Origin of the sequence: Brevundimonas sp. 374 (genome assembly GCF_900102995.1) — a bacterium.
Taxonomy (GTDB): domain Bacteria; phylum Pseudomonadota; class Alphaproteobacteria; order Caulobacterales; family Caulobacteraceae; genus Brevundimonas; species Brevundimonas vesicularis_C.
Window position 1 is genome coordinate 601289 of sequence record NZ_FNKT01000001.1, and the last position, 19002, is coordinate 620290.

The following is a 19002-nucleotide window of genomic DNA, read 5'->3' on the forward strand; positions in this document are numbered from 1 at the left end:
TGCGGTCGAAAAAGCCGCGATTAGAACTGAGTGGAGGTCGAGAAGCGGAAGGATTCCGTCTTGTCGTAATCTTCCTTGGAAAGGACCTTGGAGATGTCGAAGCGGATCGGACCCATTGGCGACTTCCAGTGGATGCTGACGCCAGCCGATGCGCGCAGCGACAGCTCATCGGCAATATTGGTGTTCACCGTTCCGGTGGACGTCAGCTTGTAGCGGTCATCCAGCACCCCCAGCGTACCGACATCGGCGAACAGCGAGGTCTTGATGCCGTATTGCTCGGGCAGATAGTTCGGCACGGTGAGCTCGACCGTGCCGATGGCGTAGAAGTTGCCGCCCAGGGCATCGGTCGTATTCAGATCGCGCGGCCCCATACCGGCTGTCTCGAAGCCGCGGAAGCTGTTGCCGCCCTTGAAGAAGCGGTCGTTGATGCGGATCGGGTCACCGTTCCAGCCGCTGACGTAGCCGGTCGAACCCTGAACGCTGACGACCCAGGCTGGCGTGATGCCATAGTACCAGCTCGCATCAGCCTCGGTCTTCACATAGTTCACGTCGCCGCCCAAACCCGCGAGGTCCTGACGCAGCGAACCGGCCCAGCCGCGTGTCGGACGGATCGGATCGTTGGTGTAGTTGACCTGAAGCGTGTAGCCCGCCGACGAGTTGATGAAGCTGCCGATCTGGTCACACAGCGCCGAAGATCCCTGCCCCACGCCCGAGCAGAAGCCCGTTGGCACGATGATCTCGTCGGACTTCAGGAAATAGCGCGTGCTCAGCAGCATATTTCCGTTCAGCGGATAGGACAGACGCAGGCCCGCGCCGGTCGAGCGATAGTCGTATGACGAGTACTGGCTCAGGTCATAGCGCGAGTGGAACAGGTCGAAGCCGGCGCGCAGGTCACGGCCGAGGAACTTCGGCTCGGTGAAGCGGAAGTCGACCTGCTGGCGCAGCGAGCCCCACTCCAGACGGGCGACCACGTTCTGGCCGCGCCCACGGAAGTTCCGCTCCGAGATGCCCAGATTGACGGTGAAGGAGTCGACGGAGCTAAAGCCCGCGCCGACGGACAGCTCTCCGGTGGGCTGTTCCTGAACGTTGACGTTGATGACCGAACGGTCCGGCGCGCTACCGCGCGTCTCCTCGACCGTCACGTCCTTAAAGAAACCTAAGGCGCGCAGGTTGTTGCGCGAGCGCTCCATCAGGGCGCGGTTGAAGGCGTCGCCCTCGGTCAGCAGCAGTTCGCGGCGGATTACCGGGTCGATCGTGCGGGTGTTGCCGACCACATTGATGCGATCAATGTAGACCCGCTGACCCTCGGACACATTGAAGGTCACATCGACCGTGTCCGTCTCGGGATTGGCCTTGTAGGTCGGATTGATCTCGACGAAGGCATAGCCGGCCGAACCTGCCGCGAACGTCAGGGCGTCGACCGCTTGCTCGATCTTGTCGCTCTCGTACAGCTGGCCTTCCCGGATCGGCACCAGGGCCTTGAGGAAGTCGGCGTTCAGCCGGTCGTTCTGGGTGACGACCTTGATCTCACCGAAGTTGTACTTGTCGCCTTCGTTCAGCGTCAGGGTCAGTTGGAACGCCTGATCGTCCGGCTGTAGCTCGGCGACCGAGGACACCACGCGGAAGTCGTAATAGCCGCGGTTGGTGTAAAACTTCCGCAACTGCTCCTGATCATATTCCAGGCGGTTGGGGTCGTAGTTGTCGTTATTGGAGAAGAACTTCCACCAGGTCGACTTCTCGGTGACCATCACGCCGCGCACGTCGCGATCCGAAAACGCCTCGTTGCCCAGCACGTTGATGGCGCTGATGCCGGTCTGTGGTCCTTCGTTGATCTCGAAGATCACATCGACGCGGTTCTGTTCCAGCTGGACCAGCTTCGGCGTCACAGTCGCAGAGATGCGGCCTTGCAGGCGATACAGTTCGACGATGGCGCCGACGTCTTCCTGAACCTTGGCGCGGGTATAGATGCCGCGCGGCGCCAGGGTCACTTCCTTGGTCAGCTTGTCCTTCGACAGCGCCTTGTTCCCCTCGAACACGACCTGGTTGATGATCGGGTTCTCGACGATCTGGACGATCAGATCGCCGTTCTGGATGCCCAGTTGCACATCGGCGAACAGGCCCGTCCGCGACAGGGTGCGCACCGCGACGTCCAGCACCGAGGCATCTACCGCGTCACCAGGACGGATCGGCAGATAGGAAAGGACCGTCGTCTGGTCGATCCGCTGCGCGCCCTGGACGATGATGCGGTTGATCGTGATCGTCTGCGGCGCAGCGATCTCGACACGCGGTTCGGCGGCGCTCGCCGCCGCCTGAGGCGCGGCCGTCGGCGCGGGGGTTTGGGCGGGCGTTTGAGCCGGCGCAGCAGGCGTCGGCACCGGCGCGGTCTGGGCCAGCGCGGGTGCGCCCAGCCCGGCGGCGACCGCCAGAGCCAGCAGGCTGGAGCGGGCGCTCAGTCGAACGGCGGCGCGAGAGGTCATGTCATTCATTCGGGAAACCGTCGGGGGCTGGCGTCGGCTCACGAGACGAGCCCGCCGAGGAATTGGAAGATATTGAGCTTCTGTAGGTCGTTCCACGTTGCGAACAACATAAATCCCGCCAAAAGCGCAAGGCCTGCACGATAGCCCATCTCCTGGAACCGCGCCGACACAGGCTGTTTCGCCACAGCCTCATAGCCGTAGAAAAGCAGATGCCCGCCGTCGAGGACCGGAATGGGAAGCAGATTTAGAAAGCCGATTCCGATCGAAAGTATGGCGGCCAAGGTTGTCAGCGTCAGGATCAGATTGATCGCCATGGCGCCAGGCGCTGGATTGGCCTCGACCGCGGCCGTGGTCAGAGAGCCCGTCGCCTTGGCCATGCCCAGCGGACCGCTGAACTGATCGCCCGACTCGCGGCCCGTCGCCAGGCGTCCGAGGTAGGTCAGGGTCGAGCCGATGACGTCGCCCGTCTGGCGCGCTCCCTCGGCGACAGCCTCGACAGGGCCATAGCGCACGTGGCGGACATCGCCGGCCGACGAGCCCAGCCCCAGGCCGATGCGGCCGACCTTGACGCGTCCGGCGATGGGGTCGTTTTCCTCGCGACGTTCCGGCGTCGCGACCAGTTCGACGGGACGCCCGGCGCGCTCGACCGTGAAACGTACGGGATCGCCGGTCGATAGCATGACGGTGCGGGTGACAGCGCTTCCGTCCTTGATGGCCTTGCCGTTCACCTCGGTGATCAGGTCGCCGACCTGGAAACCGGCGGCGGCGGCTGGCGATCCCGCCTGGACCTGAGCAACACGCGCGGGGCGCAGAGACACGCCGACGGCCATGAAGACGACGGCGAAGATGGTGATGGCCAGGATGAAGTTCGCGATGGGCCCGGCCGCGACGATCAGGGCGCGCTGCCACACCGGCTTGAAGTGGAAATAATCACGCTCGGCGCCGGGCCCGCGCTCGGCAACCACGCGGCGGCGCAGTTCGTCCAATCCGGCCCGATCAGGCACGCTGGACGCATCCAGATCGCCCGAAAACTTCACATAGCCGCCCAGCGGCAGCCAGCCGAGACGCCATTCGATGCCGTGACGATCGGTGCGGCTGGCCACGGCCTTGCCGAAGCCGACCGCGAACCGGTCCACCTTCACGCCAAAGGCGCGCGCGACGAGGAAGTGACCCAGTTCGTGGATGGTGACGATGAAGGTCAGCACCAGCAGGAACGAGGCGATGGAGATCAGGACCTGACCCAGGACGCCCAGCATTCGAAAATCGTCTCCCCTGGCCTGCTGTCAGGCCGCATTCGCAAGGCCAGCGATGACGCTCTCGGCCATTCGACGCGTCTCTGCATCGACCGAGAGGGCCGCGCCGCAGGCGTCTCCAGAACCGAAAGCCATCCCCGCTTTCGTCGCACGCTCAAGGGTTTCGGCGACGACTGCGGCAATATTGAGAAACGCCAGCTTGCGGTCAAGGAAGGCGAAGGCGGCGACCTCGTTGGCGGCATTGAACACGGCCGGCGTCGCGCCGCCCGCCTTCAGGGCCTGACGCGCCAGATCGAGGGCGGGAAAGCGCGTCAGATCGGGCGCTTCGAACGTCAGCCGACCCAGCGCAGCCAGATCCAACTTGGGCGCCGGCCACGCGATCCGATCCGGCCAGGCCAGGGCGCAGGCGATCGGCGTGCGCATATCCGGCGGCCCCATCTGAGCCAGCGTCGAACCATCCACATATTCCACAAGGCTGTGGATGATCGATTCGGGGTGCACCACGACGTCGATCCGATCCTGCGGCATATCGAACAGATAAGCCGCCTCGATCATCTCCAGGCCCTTGTTGGCCATGGTGGCGCTATCGACTGAAATCTTGGCGCCCATGCTCCAGTTGGGGTGGGCGACGGCCTGTTCCGGCGTGATGGCGACCATCTGCTCGCGCGGCGTATTGCGAAAAGGCCCGCCCGATGCGGTGAGGATCAGCTTGGCCACCCGCTCAGGCGCTTCGGCCGGAAACACCTGGAAGATGGCGGAGTGCTCGGAATCGACGGGGATCAAGCGCCCCCCTGCCCGCTTAACCCGCTCGATCAGGGCGGGGCCGCAGCAGACCAGGCTTTCCTTGTTGGCCAGCGCCAGGGTCGCGCCCGTTCCCGCCGCCGCCCAGGCGGACTTCAAACCCGCCGCTCCGACGATGGACGCCATGATCCAGTCGGCAGGTCGCGTCGCCGCCTCAACGACGGCGGCGTCGCCGGCGGCGGCAGCGACGTCCGTGCCGGACAAGGCGTCGCGCAGTTCGTCCAATCGCGCCGGATCCGCCGTCACGGCCAGCTTGGGCCGCCAACGTTTGGCCTGCTCTGCCAGTTTGGCGATATTGGCGCCGCCCGTCAGGGCCTCAACCTCGAACGCGCCTGTGCCCGTCGCCTCGGCTTGAGCCATCAGGTCCAGCGTGGAAGCGCCGACCGATCCGGTCGCGCCAAGCACGGTGATGCGACGCCGGATCACGCCCCACGCTCCAGCATCAGGACGATCAGTCGGCCCGCCGCGACGACGACGACCGCGAACATCAAACCATCGACGCGGTCCAGCAGGCCGCCGTGGCCCGGAATGGTGTTCCCCGCATCCTTGACCCCGAACCGTCGCTTCAGCGCCGATTCCCACAGGTCGCCCGCCATGGTCGCCAAGGCCGCGGCAAAGCCCAGCACTGCCCCCCAGACGACGCTCAAGGCCCCCATATTGACCCAGGCCGTCATGACGGCGCCCGCAACCGCGCCGGCCGCAACGCCGCCGATGAACCCGGACCAGGTCTTGTTCGGCGAGAAGCGCGGCCACAGCTTGGGTCCGCCGAAGGTGGATCCCGCCAGATAGGCCACGATGTCGGCCGACCAGGCGACGGCGAAGACCAGCACGGTCCAGTGCAGCCCGATCAAGCTGTCGACGTCGCGCAGCCAGATCAGCAGGACCGAAGGCCAGCCGAGATAGAGTACGCCGTAGGCGGCATCCAGCGCCTCCTGCCCTCGACTACGGGCATAGACCCCGGCCGCGACCGCGCCGAACACCAACATGATGAAGGCGACGGACATGGCCCCGAAATGGGCGCTGATCACCGCCGCCACGACGCCGAAGCTGACCGCGCCGCCCATGACGCGGCGCGCATGCGGCGCACTCATCGCCGCCCATTCGAACGCCAGGACGACGCTGGCCACAATCATCAGGGCCAGGAACCACACGCCGCCGCCCCACGTCGCAGCGACCGCGGCGGGCGCCAGCACGACGGCGGACGCAGCCCTGAGGGCGATATCCCTACCCTTGACCGCCATCAGGCCGTCGCGCGCTCAGGCGCGACCACGCGTCCGCCGAAACGGCGGTCGCGCTGACCAAAGGCCGAGATCGCCTCAGCCAAGGCCTTGGGGCCATAGTCGGGCCACAGAATGTCCTGGAACACGAGCTCGGCGTAGGCCGCCTCCCACAACAGAAAGTTCGACAGCCGCTGCTCGCCCGACGTGCGGACGATCAGATCAAGCGGCGGCGACCCCGCCGTGGCCAGCCCGGCCGTCAGGATCGCCTCGTTGAAAGGCTCGACCGTGTCGCCCGCCAGCACCCGCTCCATATGGCGACGCGCCGCGTCCACCAGATCCGCGCGACCGCCGTAGTTGAAGGCGACCTGCAACAGGAATCGATCGTTATGAGCGGTCTGGGCCTCGGCCCGTTCGATGATGGCGGCGATATCGGCCGGCAGTCCCTGGCGTCGCCCCAGAATCTTCAGCCGGACGCCGGCCTTGGTCAGCCGGGCCAGATCGCTGGCGACGTAGGACCGCACCAGCCCCATCAGGTCCGACACCTCGTCCTCGGGACGGCTCCAGTTCTCGGTCGAGAAGCCAAACACCGTCAGGCAATCGATGCCCAGATCCGGCGCCGCCTGGATCGTGCGCTTCAGCGCCTGGACGCCTTCGCGGTGACCAAGAGCGCGCGGCAGACCGCGCGCCTTCGCCCAGCGTCCATTGCCGTCCATGATGATGGCGACGTGGCGCGGGCCGTCGTGACCCTGCTTGTCTGGGCTTTGGCCTGAAGGCGCGGCGCGGTCTGCCGTCATCTGTCGTGCGATCCCTTCCGGACCCAGCCGTTTCGCCTCAGACCTGCATGATCTCTTGTTCCTTGGTCTTCAAGGTCTCGTCGATGCGCTTGATGGCCGCGTCGGTGTCCTTCTGGACCTCGGTCTCCATCTTCTTCTGCTCGTCCTGGCTGATCTCGCCGGCCTTCTCGGCCTTCTTCAGGTCGTCGTTGGCGTCGCGGCGGACGTTGCGAACCGAGATCTTCTGCTGCTCGGCGTATTTGCCGGCCAACTTGACCAGATCCTTGCGGCGTTCCTCGGTCAGGGGCGGCACCGGAATGCGCAGGGTCTGGCCGTCCACGATCGGGTTCAGGCCCAGATTGGCGTTGCGGATCGCCTTTTCGACGGCGACCACCATGCCCTTGTCCCAGACGTTGACACTGATCATGCGCGGCTCGGGCACGCTGATCGCGGCGACCGCGGTCAGGGGCGAGGCCGAGCCGTAGGCTTCGACCCGCACGGGCTCCAGCAGGCCGGCGTTGGCGCGGCCGGTGCGCAGACCGCTGAACTCTTCCTTCAGGGCGGCGACGGAGCGATCCATGCGGTCGCGATAGGTCTTGAGGTCAGGCTTTGCCATGGTCTTGGTCTCTCTTGTCTTTCCTGGTCAGGCGAACGTCAGACGACGTCCTGAATGACCGTGAACGTGCCTTCGCCGGTCAGGGTCCGGCGCAGCGAATTGTCTTCCCGAATGGAGAAGACCACGATCGGGATGCCCGTGTCGCGCATCATGGCGATGGCCGAGGCGTCCATGACCCGCAGATCCTTGGCCAGCACGTCCTGATAGGACAGGGTCTCGTAACGCGTCGCGTCGGGATCCTTCTTCGGGTCGGCGGTGTAGACCCCGTCCACGCTGGTGCCCTTCAGCAGGGCGTCGCAGCCCATTTCCGCCGCACGCAGCGCCGCGCCCGAGTCCGTGGTGAAGAACGGTGCGCCCACGCCGGCGGCGAAGATCACGACCCGCCCCTTTTCAAGGTGCCGCAGGGCGCGCCGGCGGATGTAGGGTTCGGCGATGGCCGCCATCGGAATGGCGCTCTGCACGCGGGTCGAGACGCCGATCTTCTCCAGCGCCGACTGCATGGCCAGGGCGTTCATGATGGTCGCCAGCATGCCCATATAGTCGGCCTGGGCGCGCTCCATGCCGGCCGCCGCCTTGGACAGACCGCGGAAGATGTTGCCGCCGCCGATGACCAGGCAGATTTCCACGCCCTCGGCCGCGACATCCGCGACGGCCTTGGCCACCGCATCGACCGTTTTCATATCGACGCCGAACGACTGGTCGCCCATCAGCACCTCGCCCGAAACCTTCAGCAGGACGCGCTTGTAGCGGAAGGTCGAGGGGGCGTCGGGCATGCGGGAAGGTCCGTTTGACTGCGGCGCCATTGAATCAGGCGGCTTCTTATAGACGAAAGGCGCGCCGGCCATCAAAGCCGAACGCGCCCTTCTGATACAAAACCCTCACGAATGAGGGGAATGTTTTTTTAGTTGCCGCCCATCATGGAGGCGACTTCCGACGCGAAGTCGGGGCCTTCGACCTTCTCGACGCCTTCACCCAGCGCCAGGCGGACGAAGCCGGCCAGGTGCAGGTTGGAGGAGCCCAGTTCCTTGGCCGAATTGGCGACCAGTTGTTCGATGGTTACGTCCGGATCCATGACGAACGGCTGCTTGGACAGCACCACGTCCTTCTGGAACTTGTTGATCTGACCTTCCACGATCTTTTCGATCATGGCTTCCGGGCGGCCTTCTTCCTTGGCCTTTTCGATCAGAACGGCGCGTTCCTTCTCGATGGCGGCGGGGTCCAGGTCGTCGGTGTTCAGCGACAGCGGCGCGGTGGCGGCGACGTGCATGGCGATCTTGCGGCCCAGTTCGCGAAGCGCGGTCTTGTCGCCCTCGCCTTCCAGGGCCACCAGCACGCCGATGCGGCCGACGCCCGGCGAAACCGCGTTGTGGACGTAGGTCGAGACGACGCCTTCCGACACCGACAGGCGGGCGGCGCGGCGCAGTTGCATGTTCTCGCCGATGGTGGCGATCATGTTGGTCACTTCGTCCTGGACCGTCTTGCCGGTTTCCAGTTCGGCGCCGTGCAGGGCCTCGACCGAGTGGTGCTCCAGACCCAGTTGGGCGAACGACTTGGCGGCGTTCTGGAACAGCTCGTTACGAGCCACGAAGTCGGTTTCGGCGTTGAACTCGATGGCGGCGGCGACTTCGCCCTTGCCGTCTTCCTTCGACGCGACGGCGACCAGACCCTCAGCGGCGACGCGGTCGGCCTTCTTGGCGGCCTTGGACAGGCCCTTGGCGCGCAGCCAGTCGATTGCTGCTTCGATGTTGCCGTCGTTTTCGACCAGCGCCTTCTTGCAGTCCATCATGCCGACGCCCGAACGCTCGCGAAGCTCCTTCACGAGGGCGGCAGTGATCTCGGCCATGTTCTTCTCCTTGGGGGATTTCGTATGTGGGAACGGCCGGACTGATTTAGCCCGGCCGTGTGTCAGTTCGTCAGGCGGCGCTCAAGAGCGCGAACGCCGCCCGGCGGGCGATCAGCCCTCGGCCTTCTCGGTTTCGGCAGCCGGCTCAGCAGCGGCTTCCAGTTCGGCGGCGGCGCCTTCCGTGCCGGCCGGCGCGGCTTCGGCTTCAGCCTTGGGGGCCGAGGCTTCACGCAGCATCGGCTCGACCGGAGCTTCCGAAGCGCCCAGGTCGATGCCCGACGCCGAAGCGCCGGCGGCCAGACCGTCCAGGACCGCGTCGGCGATCAGGTCGCAGTAGGTCTGGATGGCGCGGGCGGCGTCGTCGTTGCCGGGGACCGGATAGGTGATGCCGTCCGGGTCCGAGTTGGTGTCCAGGATGGCGATGATCGGGATGTTCAGCTTGCGGGCTTCCTGGATCGCGATCGCTTCCTTGTTGGTGTCGATCACGAACATGATGTCCGGGATCGAACCCATGTCCTTGATGCCGCCCAGCGACAGTTCCAGCTTGTCCTTCTCGCGCTGCAGGTTCAGCAGCTCTTTCTTGACGCGGCCTTCGCCGCCGTTTTCCAGAATGCCTTCCAGCTCACGCAGGCGAGCGATCGAGCCCGAAACGGTGCGCCAGTTGGTCAGCGTGCCGCCGAGCCAACGGTTGTTCATGTAGTACTGGGCGCAGCGCTTGGCGGCTTCCGCGACCGGCTCTGCGGCCTGGCGCTTGGTGCCGACGAACAGAACGCGACCGCCCTTGGCGGCGACTTCACGCACGGCCACCAGAGCCTGGTGGAACAGCGGCATCGTCTGCGACAGGTCGATGATGTGGATGTTCGAGCGCGAGCCGAAGATGTAGCGGTCCATCTTCGGGTTCCAGCGGTGCGTCTGGTGGCCGAAGTGAGCGCCGGCTTCAAGCAGGGTGCGCATCGAGAATTCAGGCAGAGCCATGATCGTTCAGTCCTTTTTCCGATCAAACGTGGCGCGGGGGATTAAAGGTCTAAAGACCCTCGGAATGGTGCGGATCGGGATGTCTCCCCCAAGCGCGCCTCACCCGCGTTGCGAAATGCGGGGGCCATGTAGGCCGGATGGGCCGCAATAGCAAGCGCAGCCCTGCAAATGCGGAAAAGGCGGCCCCTTTCGGAACCGCCTTTGGTCAGCAATGCGACGGCTGCTTTTACTTCATCGCGTCCAGAAGGGTCCGGGCGCGGTCGCGGTGTGCGGTGACGGGCGTCACCAGCTCGCGCGCCAGGCTGGCCAGGGCGGGCGCTTCGGTGTTGTCGGCAAAGCCGTTCAGCAGCGTCAGCGTCTCGTTGTGGGCGGCGACCTGCTGGTCCAGATAGACCTTGTCGAAGTCGTCCGGCGTCGCGGCGTTCAGATTGTCGATCAGACCCTTGCGGCGTTCGTCCAGCGTCGTGGGGATGGCGACGTTCGGCGCGGCGGTCGCTTGGGCGGCGGCCAGCTTCTCGCCGGCGGCGGTGTGATCCTTGGTGATCATGGCGGCCAAGGCCTTCACGTCGGCGTTCTTGGACTTGGCGGCAGCGATCTTAGCAGCTTCCAGCTCATACATGTTGCCGGTGCCTAGGCCGGTGACGAAACCGTCGACGGTGTTGGCGCCCATGGTCATGGCCGACGTCTGGCCCACGACGCCGGACGTGGCGTCCTGGGTGGCGTTGACCGCTTCGCCGGTGTTCTGGGCGGCGCTGTCGCCACCCTGGTTGCAGGCGGCGAGAAGGGCCAGCGAGGCGACGCTGGCGATGGCGAGATATTTCATTGGAACAGTCTCCCTATGGACTGACCAAACCCATCACGCGTCCGTGAGGTTCCGAAAAATCAGAAACTTGGCCATATCCAACAGGGCTCAGGCGTCCTCCAGCATGACGACGCCCGGCGCTGACTTCAGCGCGCCGCGCAAGGCGCCGTCCAGGCGATAACGGCCCGGAATTTTGACCTCGACCTCGCGTCCTTGATCGAGGCCCGCGATCATCAGCGACACCTCCCCGCCCTTGCCGATCGCGCCTGATCGCGCCCGTTCCAGCCGCGCCTTCAGAGCCTCGGCGTCCGCGCTGCGGGCCGAGACATGGATGCGAAGGCCGATGTTGGCGTCGTCCAGCAGATTGTCCATTTGCGAGGCGTCGTCGCCGAAGAAGCGCACCTCCCCCTCCGACGACTTGGCGCGCACCCGCACCATGACCGAGGCGCCGGGCTCCAGCACCTCGCGGCATTTGCGCAGTTGTTCGGGCGGGAACAGGCATTCGAACTCGCCGGTCGGATCCGAGAAGGTGACAAAGGCGAACTTCTCGCCGGTCCGCGCGCTGGCCCGCTCCTGCTTGCGACGCACGACGCCGGCCATCTGGAAGGCTTCATGGCCGGACTCAGCCAGCGGGATCGCTTCGGCGACGAAGGTGACGCGCTTGCGCTTCAGGGCTGAGGTCATCTCGTCCAGCGGGTGGCCCGACAGATAGAAGCCGACCGCCGACAGTTCGTGATCCAGCCGCTCTGGCCCCACCCAGGGCTCGACGCTCTTCAGGCGCGGGCGCGCGGCATGGGCTTGGTCGCCGCCGAACAATGACACCTGCGACGAGGCGCGTTCGGCCGCCACGCTCTGGCAATAGGCCATCAGAACGTCGGCCTGTTCCAGCAACTGACGCCGGTTGGGGTGGATGCTGTCGAAGGCGCCGGCCTTGGCCAGACCTTCCAGCGCGCGCTTGTTCACGCTGCGCGGATCGACGCGCTCAAGGAAGTCGAAGATGTCGGCGAACCGCCCGCCCGTCTCGCGTACCTCGATGACGTGTTTCATCGCCTCGAGACCCACGTTTCGGATCGCGCCCAGGGCGTAGAGCACCGCCCCCTTGTCGTCGTCCCAGGCCACGTCGAAGTCGGCCGACGAGCGATTGATGTCCGGCGCCAGGACCGGCACGTCGAACCGTTTGGCGTCCTGATAGAAGACCGCCAGCTTGTCGGTGTTCGACAAGTCCAGGCTCATGGACGCCGCGAAGAACTCGACCGGCTGATTGGCCTTCAGCCACCCCGTCTGGAACGAGATCAGGGCGTAGGCGGCGGCGTGAGACTTGTTGAAGCCGTATCCGGCGAATTTGGCGACCAGATCGAAGATGGAGCCGGACTGCGCCTCCGGCACAGCCTTCTCGGCGGCGCCCTTGACGAAGCGGAGGCGCTGGAAATCCATCTCCTCCTTCTTCTTCTTGCCCATGGCCCGGCGCAGCAGGTCGGCCTCGCCCAGGCTGTAGCCCGCCAGGATCTGGGCGATCTTCATCACCTGCTCCTGGTAGATGATGACGCCGTAGGTTTCGGTCAGCACCTCCTTCAGGCTGGGGTGCAGGTAATCGACCTCGGCGCGTCCGAACTTGCGGTCGATATAGGTGTCGATCATCTCCATCGGCCCCGGCCGATAAAGCGAGATCAGGGCAGTGATCTCTTCGATGGAGCCGCAGCGCATCTTGCGCAGGGTGTCGCGCATGCCTTGGGATTCCAGCTGGAACACCCCGACCGTCTGGCCAGAGGCCATCAGCTCATAGGTGCGCGCGTCATCAAGCGGCAAGCTGTTCCAGTCCCTGGCTGCGCCGCGCCGTTCCAGATAGCCACGCGCCCGATCCAGCACCGTCAGCGTCTTCAGGCCCAGGAAGTCGAACTTCACCAGGCCCGCCGGCTCGACCCATTTCATGTTGAACTGGGACGCCGGAATGGTGGAGCGCGGATCCTGATACAGCGGCACCAGTTCCGTCAGAGGCCGGTCGCCGATGACGATGCCGGCGGCGTGGGTCGAGGCGTTGCGGTATAGCCCCTCCAGCTCCAGTGCGGTCTCCAGCAGGGTCTTCACCGCCGGCTCCGCGTCCCTCGCCTCCTTCAGGCGTGGCTCGATGTCGATGGCCTGGGCCAGGGTGACGGGCGCAGCCGGGTTGTTCGGCACCATCTTGCAGAGCCGGTCGACCTGACCCAGCGGCATCTGCAGCACCCGGCCCACGTCGCGAAGCACGGCCCGCGCCTGCAAGGTGCCGAAGGTGATGATCTGGGCCACCCGGTCCTTGCCGTAGCGGTCCTGAACATAGTCGATCACCTCTTCGCGCCGCTCCTGGCAGAAGTCGATGTCGAAGTCGGGCATGGAGACGCGTTCGGGGTTCAGGAACCGCTCGAACAGCAGGCCGAACCGCAACGGGTCTAGATCGGTGATGGTCAGGGACCAGGCGACCAGCGAGCCGGCCCCGGAGCCGCGCCCCGGCCCCACGGGAATGCCGTGGGTCTTGGCCCATTTGATGAAGTCCGACACGATGAGGAAATAGCCGGGGAACCCCATCTGCTGGATGATCCCGACCTCCCATTCCAGGCGGGTCCAGTACTCCTCTTCGGGCACGGCCGGCGTGACCTCAGCCAGGCGGACCTTCAGCCCCTCGCGCGCCTGGTGGGCCAGTTCATCGGCCTCGGAGCGCCCGGCCCCGGTATCGAACCGCGGCAGGATGGGCGCGTGCGTATTGACCAGGAAGGCGCAGCGCCGCGCGATGTCGATGGTGTTGTCGCACGCCTCGGGCAGGTCGGCGAACAGCTCGCGCATGACGGCGGCGGGCTTGAACCAGTGTTCTCCGGTGATGCGACGGCGATCCTCCTGTCCGGTGAAGGCGCCGTCGGCGATGCACAGCAGGGCGTCGTGCGATTTGGCCTGCGCCGCCTTGGCGTAATAGACGTCGTTGGTGGCGACCAGCGGCACGTCGTTGGCGTAGGCCCATTCGACCAGCCCCGGCTCGGCGCGCTTTTCGTCCTCAAGCCCGTGGCGTTGCAGCTCGACGTAGAAGCGGTCGCCGAACGCCGCCTTCATCGCCGCCAGAGCAGCGGCGCCTTCGGCCTTCTTGCCTTGGGCGAACAGCGGATCGACCGGGCCGTCCGGGCCTCCGGACAGCAGGATCAGGCCTTCGCAGCGGGCGACCACCTGCTCCCAGGCCACGCCCGGCTCGGCCATTTCTCCGGCGTCCAGATACGCGGATGACGACAGGGCGCACAGGTTCAGCCACCCGGCCGTATCCTGGGCCAGCAGAACCACGGTCGGAACCTTGGCCCAGCGGGCGTTGATCTGGCCGCCGATCCCGAAGACCGGCAGGGCGCAGGCCACGATCGGTTGAACGCCCGCATCCTTCGCCGTCTGGCTGAACTCCAGCGCGCCGAACAGATTGGCCCTGTCCGCCACCCCGACCGCCGGCATTCCGGCGTCGGCCGCCAGCTTGCCGACCTTGGCCGCCTTGATCGCGCCTTCCAGCAGCGAATAGGCCGAGCGGACCCGCAGATGGACAAAACCCTGACTGTTCACCGGCTCGTTCACGCCTTCTTCGACCCTGGCCCGCTGAAGAGCCCTACTCTACCCTGAGTCTCATATCGGGCGGCGCGCGGCCATCGCAAACCGGTCGCCCCATGGATCGGCTGTGGATCGCTGGCTTCGGACGGTCCTCGAAAAAAGACCGTCTAAAGTGTCTAATTCGTCTGATCTCAGGCGGTGACGCTGATCGCCACGGTCCAGACCATCCAAACAAAACCGCCGCACGACGCCAGCGACAGCATATCCCTCATCAAACGCGGCATGACCTTGGCTCCGAGACATCCGATATGTTCTGCTAATGTTCTATGTTGGCGTTTTGTTCCGGTCAAGTCGTTCTTAGTGAAACCGATTGCGGGTCGCCATCGTAGTCATTGCAACAGGAGATGAGACCATGTCCCTTCGCTCGACCGCCCTCGCCGCCGTTGCATCCTTGACCGTCGCTGCGCTGGCGATCGGCACGCCCTTGGCCCGTCAGGCCGAAGCGCAGACGGCGTTTCAGACCGCGATCTTCGCCGGCGGCTGCTTCTGGTCGGAAGAAAAAGCATTCGATGACGTGCCGGGGGTGCGCTCGGCCGTATCGGGCTTCGTAGGCGGCCATACCGCCAACCCGACCTATGAACAGGTGGTGCGCGGCGGCACCGGCCATATGGAGGCGGTGCAGGTGACCTTCGATCCGCGCGTGGTCAGCTATCGCACCCTGGTCGACCGCTATTGGCGCACCATCGACCCGACCGATCCGAACGGTCAGTTCTGCGACCAGGGGCCGTCCTATCGATCCGCCGTCTTTGCGACAGCAGCCCAGCGCGCGGACGCCGTCGCCTCGCGCGATGCGGCGATGCGTGTGTTGAGGAAAAGCTTCACTACGCCGGTCGTCGGCGCCCAGCGGTTCTGGCCGGCGGGCGAGGAGCACCAGAACTACGCCAAGCGCCACGCCGCCAGCTATCAGGCCTACCGGATCGGATGCCGACGCCCCGAACGCCTGAGAGCGATCTGGGGCGACGCCGCCGTCAGCTGATCGATCGGCATTGGCTCAGTAGGCGTGGCTCTGGGCCTCGCGCTGTTCCAGATGGCCGTCCTTCAGCGCAAAGACGCGGTCCATATGGCCAGCCAGCTCCATATTGTGGGTGGCGATCAGGGCGGCGACGCCCGTGGTCTTTGCTAGGTTGCGCAGGGATTCGAACACCGACTGGCTGGTGGTCGGATCCAGATTGCCGGTCGGCTCGTCGGCCAGCAGCAGGCGTGGGCCGTTGGCGAGGGCCCGTGCGATCGCGACGCGCTGCTGTTCACCGCCGGACAGCTGGGCCGGCTGGTGCGTCAGGCGTTCGCCTAGCCCCAGAGCCGTCAGCGTGACCTCGGCGCGTTTGCGCGCCTCGTCCTGGGACACGCCGGCGATCCGCATCGGCAGGGCGACATTGTCGCGCGCGTCGAACTCGGGCAGCAGGTGGTGGAACTGATAGACGAAGCCGATCCGGCCCAGGCGCAAACGCGTGCGGGCGCGCTCGTCCAGATCGCCGACCTGTTCGCCGTCGATGGCGACCGTGCCGCTGGTGGGTTTCTCCAACAGGCCGGCGGCGTGCAGCAGCGACGACTTGCCCGAGCCCGACGGTCCGATCAGTCCGACCAGTTCGCCGGGATAGACGTCTAGATCCACGCCCTTCAGCACGGTCAGACCGCCTTGGGCGGTGTCGTAGGTGCGGGTCAGGCCGCACGCCGAAAGGATGGGAGCGTTACTCATAGCGGAGCGCCTCCACGGGGTCGATGCGAGACGCGTTCCAGGACGGCGGCAGGCTGGCGATACAGCTCATCAACAGGGACCAGAAGGCCACCCAGGTCACGTCCACCGGATCGACCAGGGCCGGGATGGCGTCCAGCATATAGACGTCGGAATCGAACAGCTTGGTCTGCAGCACGAACTCTAGGAAATGCTGGATCGAACCAATGTTCCAGCAGAACAGCAGACCCAGGACCAGGCCCGCGATGGTGCCCGCGACCCCGATCATGGCGCCGGCCATGAAGAAGACGCGCAGGATCGCCGAGGGGCTGGCGCCGATGGTGCGTAGGATGGCGATGTCGCGCCCCTTGTTCTTCACCAGCATGACGATGCCGGAGATGATGTTCATGGCGGCGATGGCGACGACGAGGCCCAGGATGATGCTCATGGCCACCCGTTCGACCTTCAGCGCGCCGTAGAAGGCGGCGAGGCGCTCGCGCCAGTCGCTGACGACCGAGCCGGGACCGGCGGCGTCGCGGATGGCGGCGGTCAGGGCGCCGACCTGATCGGGATCATCGACCTTGATCTCGATTGCGTCCCAGACCCCTTCCTTGCCGAAGAAGAGCTGCTGCTGCTCCAGCGGCATGAAGATGAAGGCCCGGTCGTAATCGGCGGCGCCCGAGCGGAACAGGCCGCCGACGAAATAGGTCTTTTCGAGCCCGCCGAGGTTGCCGAAGGCGCTGTCGGCCCCGGTCGGCGAATACAGGGTCACAGGATCGCCGACGCGCAGGCCCATGGAGTTGGCCAAGGCCGCGCCGACCAGAATGCGGTCGCCGCCATAGGGCCCCTTGCCGAAGCTGGCGCGCTCCTGCGGGCTTAAGCTGTCGAAGACATACTGGGTCTTGGCCAGATCCTCAGGGCGGATGCCCTTGGCGATGGCGCCGGTCGTATAGCTGCCGACGCGGATCAGGCTTTGGGCCTCGTTCAGCGGACTGGCGCTGGCCACGCCCGGCACGGCCTGGATGCGCTTAAGGGCGGCTTCGCGATCCGGCGAGGTCAGGACCTGCCCCTGCACATACATATGGCCGTTGAACGCCAGCATGCGGCCCAGCAGTTCGCTGCGGAAGCCGGACATGATGCTCATCACGCTGATCAGCACGGCGACGGCCAGCATGATGCCGATGAAGCTGATTACAGCGATGGTGGCGACGCCGCCTTCCTTGCGCTTGGCGCGCAGGTAGCGCAGGGCCAGGCCGATCTCCCACGAGGAGAAGGCGCCGGACGGACGAGACGGCAGGCTCAAGCGGTCAGCCTTTCGATAGCTTCGGCGAGCGGCACGGAGACCTTCTCGCCAGTAGCGCGACGTTTCAGTTCGACCACGCCGTCCGCCAGCCCCTTGGGACCGATGGTCAGCTGCCACGGCACGCCGATCAGGTCAGCGGTGGCGAACTTGCCGCCGGGACGTTCGTCGGTGTCGTCGTAGAGGACGTCCTTGCCGAGCTTTTCAAGCTGGGCCACCGCGTCTTCGCAGGCGGCCGAGACGGCCTCGTCATTGGCGCGCAGATTGATCACGACCACGTCGAAAGGCGCGACCGCGTCGGGCCAGATGATGCCGTCGGCGTCGTGGCTGGCCTCGATGATGGCGCCCAGCAGACGCGACACGCCGACGCCATAGCTGCCCATGTGGACCTCGGCGTCCTGACCGTCCGGACCGGCGACCTTGGCCTTCATCGGGGCGGAGTATTTCGTGCCGAAGTAGAAGATGTGGCCGACCTCGATGCCGCGCGCCGACAGGCGGTCGCCCTCGGCGGTCTTCGCCTCGAACTGCGCCGGATTGTGCATCTCTTCGGTGGCGGCGTAGAGGGCGGTGCGTTCGTCGAAGACGGCCTGGACGGCCTCCGGGCTGAAGTCGTCGCCGGGCGCGGGCATCTCGACCAGCTTGCGGTCGCAGAAGACCTCGCTCTCGCCAGTTTCGGCCAGGACGATGAACTCGTGGCTCAGATCGCCGCCGATGGGGCCGGTGTCGGCACGCATCGGCACGGCCTTCAGGCCCATGCGGGCGAAGGTGTTCAGATAGGCGACGAACATGCGGTTGTAGGCGACGCGGGCCGCGGCCTCGTCCACGTCGAAGGAATAGGCGTCCTTCATCAGGAACTCGCGCCCCCGCATCACGCCAAAGCGCGGACGGCGCTCGTCGCGGAACTTCCACTGGATGTGAAACAGGTTCAGCGGCAGCGACTTGTAGGACTTCACATAGGCCCGGAAGATGTCGGTGATCATCTCCTCGTTGGTCGGTCCGTACAGCAGTTCGCGCTCATGCCGGTCGGTGATCCGCAGCATCTCGGGGCCGTAGGCGTCATAGCGGCCGCTCTCGCGCCACAGATCAGCCAATTGCAGGGTCGGCATCAGCAGTTCGACGGCCCCTGCCCGCATCTGTTCCTCGCGCACGATCTGCTCGATCTTGCGCAGCACCTTCAGACCCAGCGGCAGCCAGGCGTAGATGCCGGCGGCCTCCTGCTTGATCATGCCGGCGCGCAGCATCAGCTGGTGCGAGACGATCTGGGCGTCCGAAGGAGCTTCCTTCAGCGTGGGCAGGAAAAAGCGCGACAGGCGCATGGTCGGGAATCCTAGGCGTAGAGACGGAACAAGGCTTTAGCCGCTCGGACGGGGCGAAAGCTAGGCCGATGCGTCGTTTAGACAGCCGGGCCGCTGGCGAAGTTCGGCAGGGGCAGCCAGCCCGTGAAGATCAGGACCATGACGAATATCCAGACCAGGGCCGAGACCCAGGTGGTCGTCAGGAACTTCTTCTTCAGATTGGGCGTCTTGGGCGCGCCCCATTGTGAGCCGTCGGTCGGCGGCTCGTGCGTCTCGCTAGCCGTGCCCAGCGGCAGAACGGCGAACAGCACCGTCCACCAGGCGATGATGTAGATGCCGACCATGGTGAAGACGCCGATAGGCATGACG

General features: G+C 65.6%; 16 protein-coding genes. 1 reads left to right on the forward strand and 15 read right to left on the reverse strand.

What is annotated here, in order from left to right:
• Positions 1–20 precede the first annotated feature (20 nt).
• The 11 genes from bamA to dnaE all read right to left on the reverse strand — a co-directional run bounded on the left by bamA (position 21) and on the right by dnaE (position 14333).
• The gene (bamA, locus tag BLR19_RS02965; protein ID WP_091747014.1) at positions 21–2486 is read right to left on the reverse strand and encodes an outer membrane protein assembly factor BamA; all 2466 of its coding nucleotides are present in this window, start codon (positions 2484–2486) and stop codon (positions 21–23) included.
• Between the two features lie 29 nt (positions 2487–2515).
• Positions 2516–3733, reverse strand: a complete 1218-nt coding sequence (locus BLR19_RS02970) for a M50 family metallopeptidase (protein ID WP_091747017.1) — start codon at positions 3731–3733, stop codon at positions 2516–2518.
• A gap of 27 nt (positions 3734–3760) precedes the next feature.
• A complete protein-coding gene (gene dxr / locus BLR19_RS02975; protein WP_091747020.1) occupies positions 3761–4957 on the reverse strand; it encodes a 1-deoxy-D-xylulose-5-phosphate reductoisomerase in 1197 nt (398 codons plus the stop codon).
• Positions 4954–5772: a phosphatidate cytidylyltransferase gene (locus BLR19_RS02980; RefSeq protein ID WP_039247425.1), complete on the reverse strand. Its 819-nt coding sequence runs from the start codon at positions 5770–5772 to the stop codon at positions 4954–4956. The genes dxr and BLR19_RS02980 overlap by 4 nt, the downstream gene beginning before the upstream one ends.
• Positions 5772–6545: a polyprenyl diphosphate synthase gene (uppS, locus tag BLR19_RS02985; RefSeq protein WP_091747023.1), complete on the reverse strand. Its 774-nt coding sequence runs from the start codon at positions 6543–6545 to the stop codon at positions 5772–5774. Before uppS ends, BLR19_RS02980 begins: the two co-directional genes overlap by 1 nt.
• Positions 6546–6582: 37 nt before the next feature.
• Entirely contained in the window at positions 6583–7140 is a 558-nt protein-coding gene (gene frr, locus BLR19_RS02990; protein ID WP_091747026.1) for a ribosome recycling factor, read from the reverse strand.
• A 38-nt stretch (positions 7141–7178) separates the two neighbouring features.
• Entirely contained in the window at positions 7179–7913 is a 735-nt protein-coding gene (gene pyrH / locus BLR19_RS02995; protein ID WP_039247423.1) for a UMP kinase, read from the reverse strand.
• A gap of 128 nt (positions 7914–8041) precedes the next feature.
• Complete coding sequence (tsf, locus tag BLR19_RS03000; protein WP_091747029.1) at positions 8042–8983, reverse strand: translation elongation factor Ts; 942 nt, start codon at positions 8981–8983, stop codon at positions 8042–8044.
• A 111-nt stretch (positions 8984–9094) separates the two neighbouring features.
• Positions 9095–9958 carry a 30S ribosomal protein S2 gene (rpsB, locus tag BLR19_RS03005; protein WP_017503967.1) on the reverse strand — a complete coding sequence of 288 codons (864 nt, stop codon included), beginning with the start codon at positions 9956–9958 and terminating at the stop codon, positions 9095–9097.
• Positions 9959–10184: 226 nt separating this feature from the next.
• Entirely contained in the window at positions 10185–10781 is a 597-nt protein-coding gene (locus BLR19_RS03010) for a DUF4142 domain-containing protein (RefSeq protein ID WP_091747032.1), read from the reverse strand.
• A gap of 87 nt (positions 10782–10868) precedes the next feature.
• Complete coding sequence (gene dnaE / locus BLR19_RS03015) at positions 10869–14333, reverse strand: DNA polymerase III subunit alpha (RefSeq protein WP_091747035.1); 3465 nt, start codon at positions 14331–14333, stop codon at positions 10869–10871.
• A gap of 385 nt (positions 14334–14718) precedes the next feature.
• Here dnaE and msrA point away from each other — a divergent pair, with 385 nt between their 5' ends.
• The gene (gene msrA / locus BLR19_RS03020; RefSeq protein WP_091747037.1) at positions 14719–15342 is read left to right on the forward strand and encodes a peptide-methionine (S)-S-oxide reductase MsrA; all 624 of its coding nucleotides are present in this window, start codon (positions 14719–14721) and stop codon (positions 15340–15342) included.
• A 15-nt stretch (positions 15343–15357) separates the two neighbouring features.
• Here msrA and BLR19_RS03025 read toward each other — a convergent pair whose 3' ends face one another.
• The 4 genes from BLR19_RS03025 to BLR19_RS03040 form a co-directional block, all read right to left on the reverse strand.
• Positions 15358–16062 carry an ABC transporter ATP-binding protein gene (locus tag BLR19_RS03025; protein ID WP_091747040.1) on the reverse strand — a complete coding sequence of 235 codons (705 nt, stop codon included), beginning with the start codon at positions 16060–16062 and terminating at the stop codon, positions 15358–15360.
• Entirely contained in the window at positions 16055–17341 is a 1287-nt protein-coding gene (locus BLR19_RS03030) for a lipoprotein-releasing ABC transporter permease subunit (RefSeq protein ID WP_091747043.1), read from the reverse strand. Before BLR19_RS03030 ends, BLR19_RS03025 begins: the two co-directional genes overlap by 8 nt.
• On the reverse strand, positions 17338–18654 hold the full coding sequence (gene proS / locus BLR19_RS03035) for a proline--tRNA ligase (protein WP_091747045.1): 1317 nt from the start codon (positions 18652–18654) through the stop codon (positions 17338–17340). The genes BLR19_RS03030 and proS overlap by 4 nt, the downstream gene beginning before the upstream one ends.
• A gap of 77 nt (positions 18655–18731) precedes the next feature.
• On the reverse strand, positions 18732–18998 hold the full coding sequence (locus BLR19_RS03040) for a DUF1467 family protein (RefSeq protein ID WP_091747049.1): 267 nt from the start codon (positions 18996–18998) through the stop codon (positions 18732–18734).
• Positions 18999–19002: the final 4 nt, after the last annotated feature.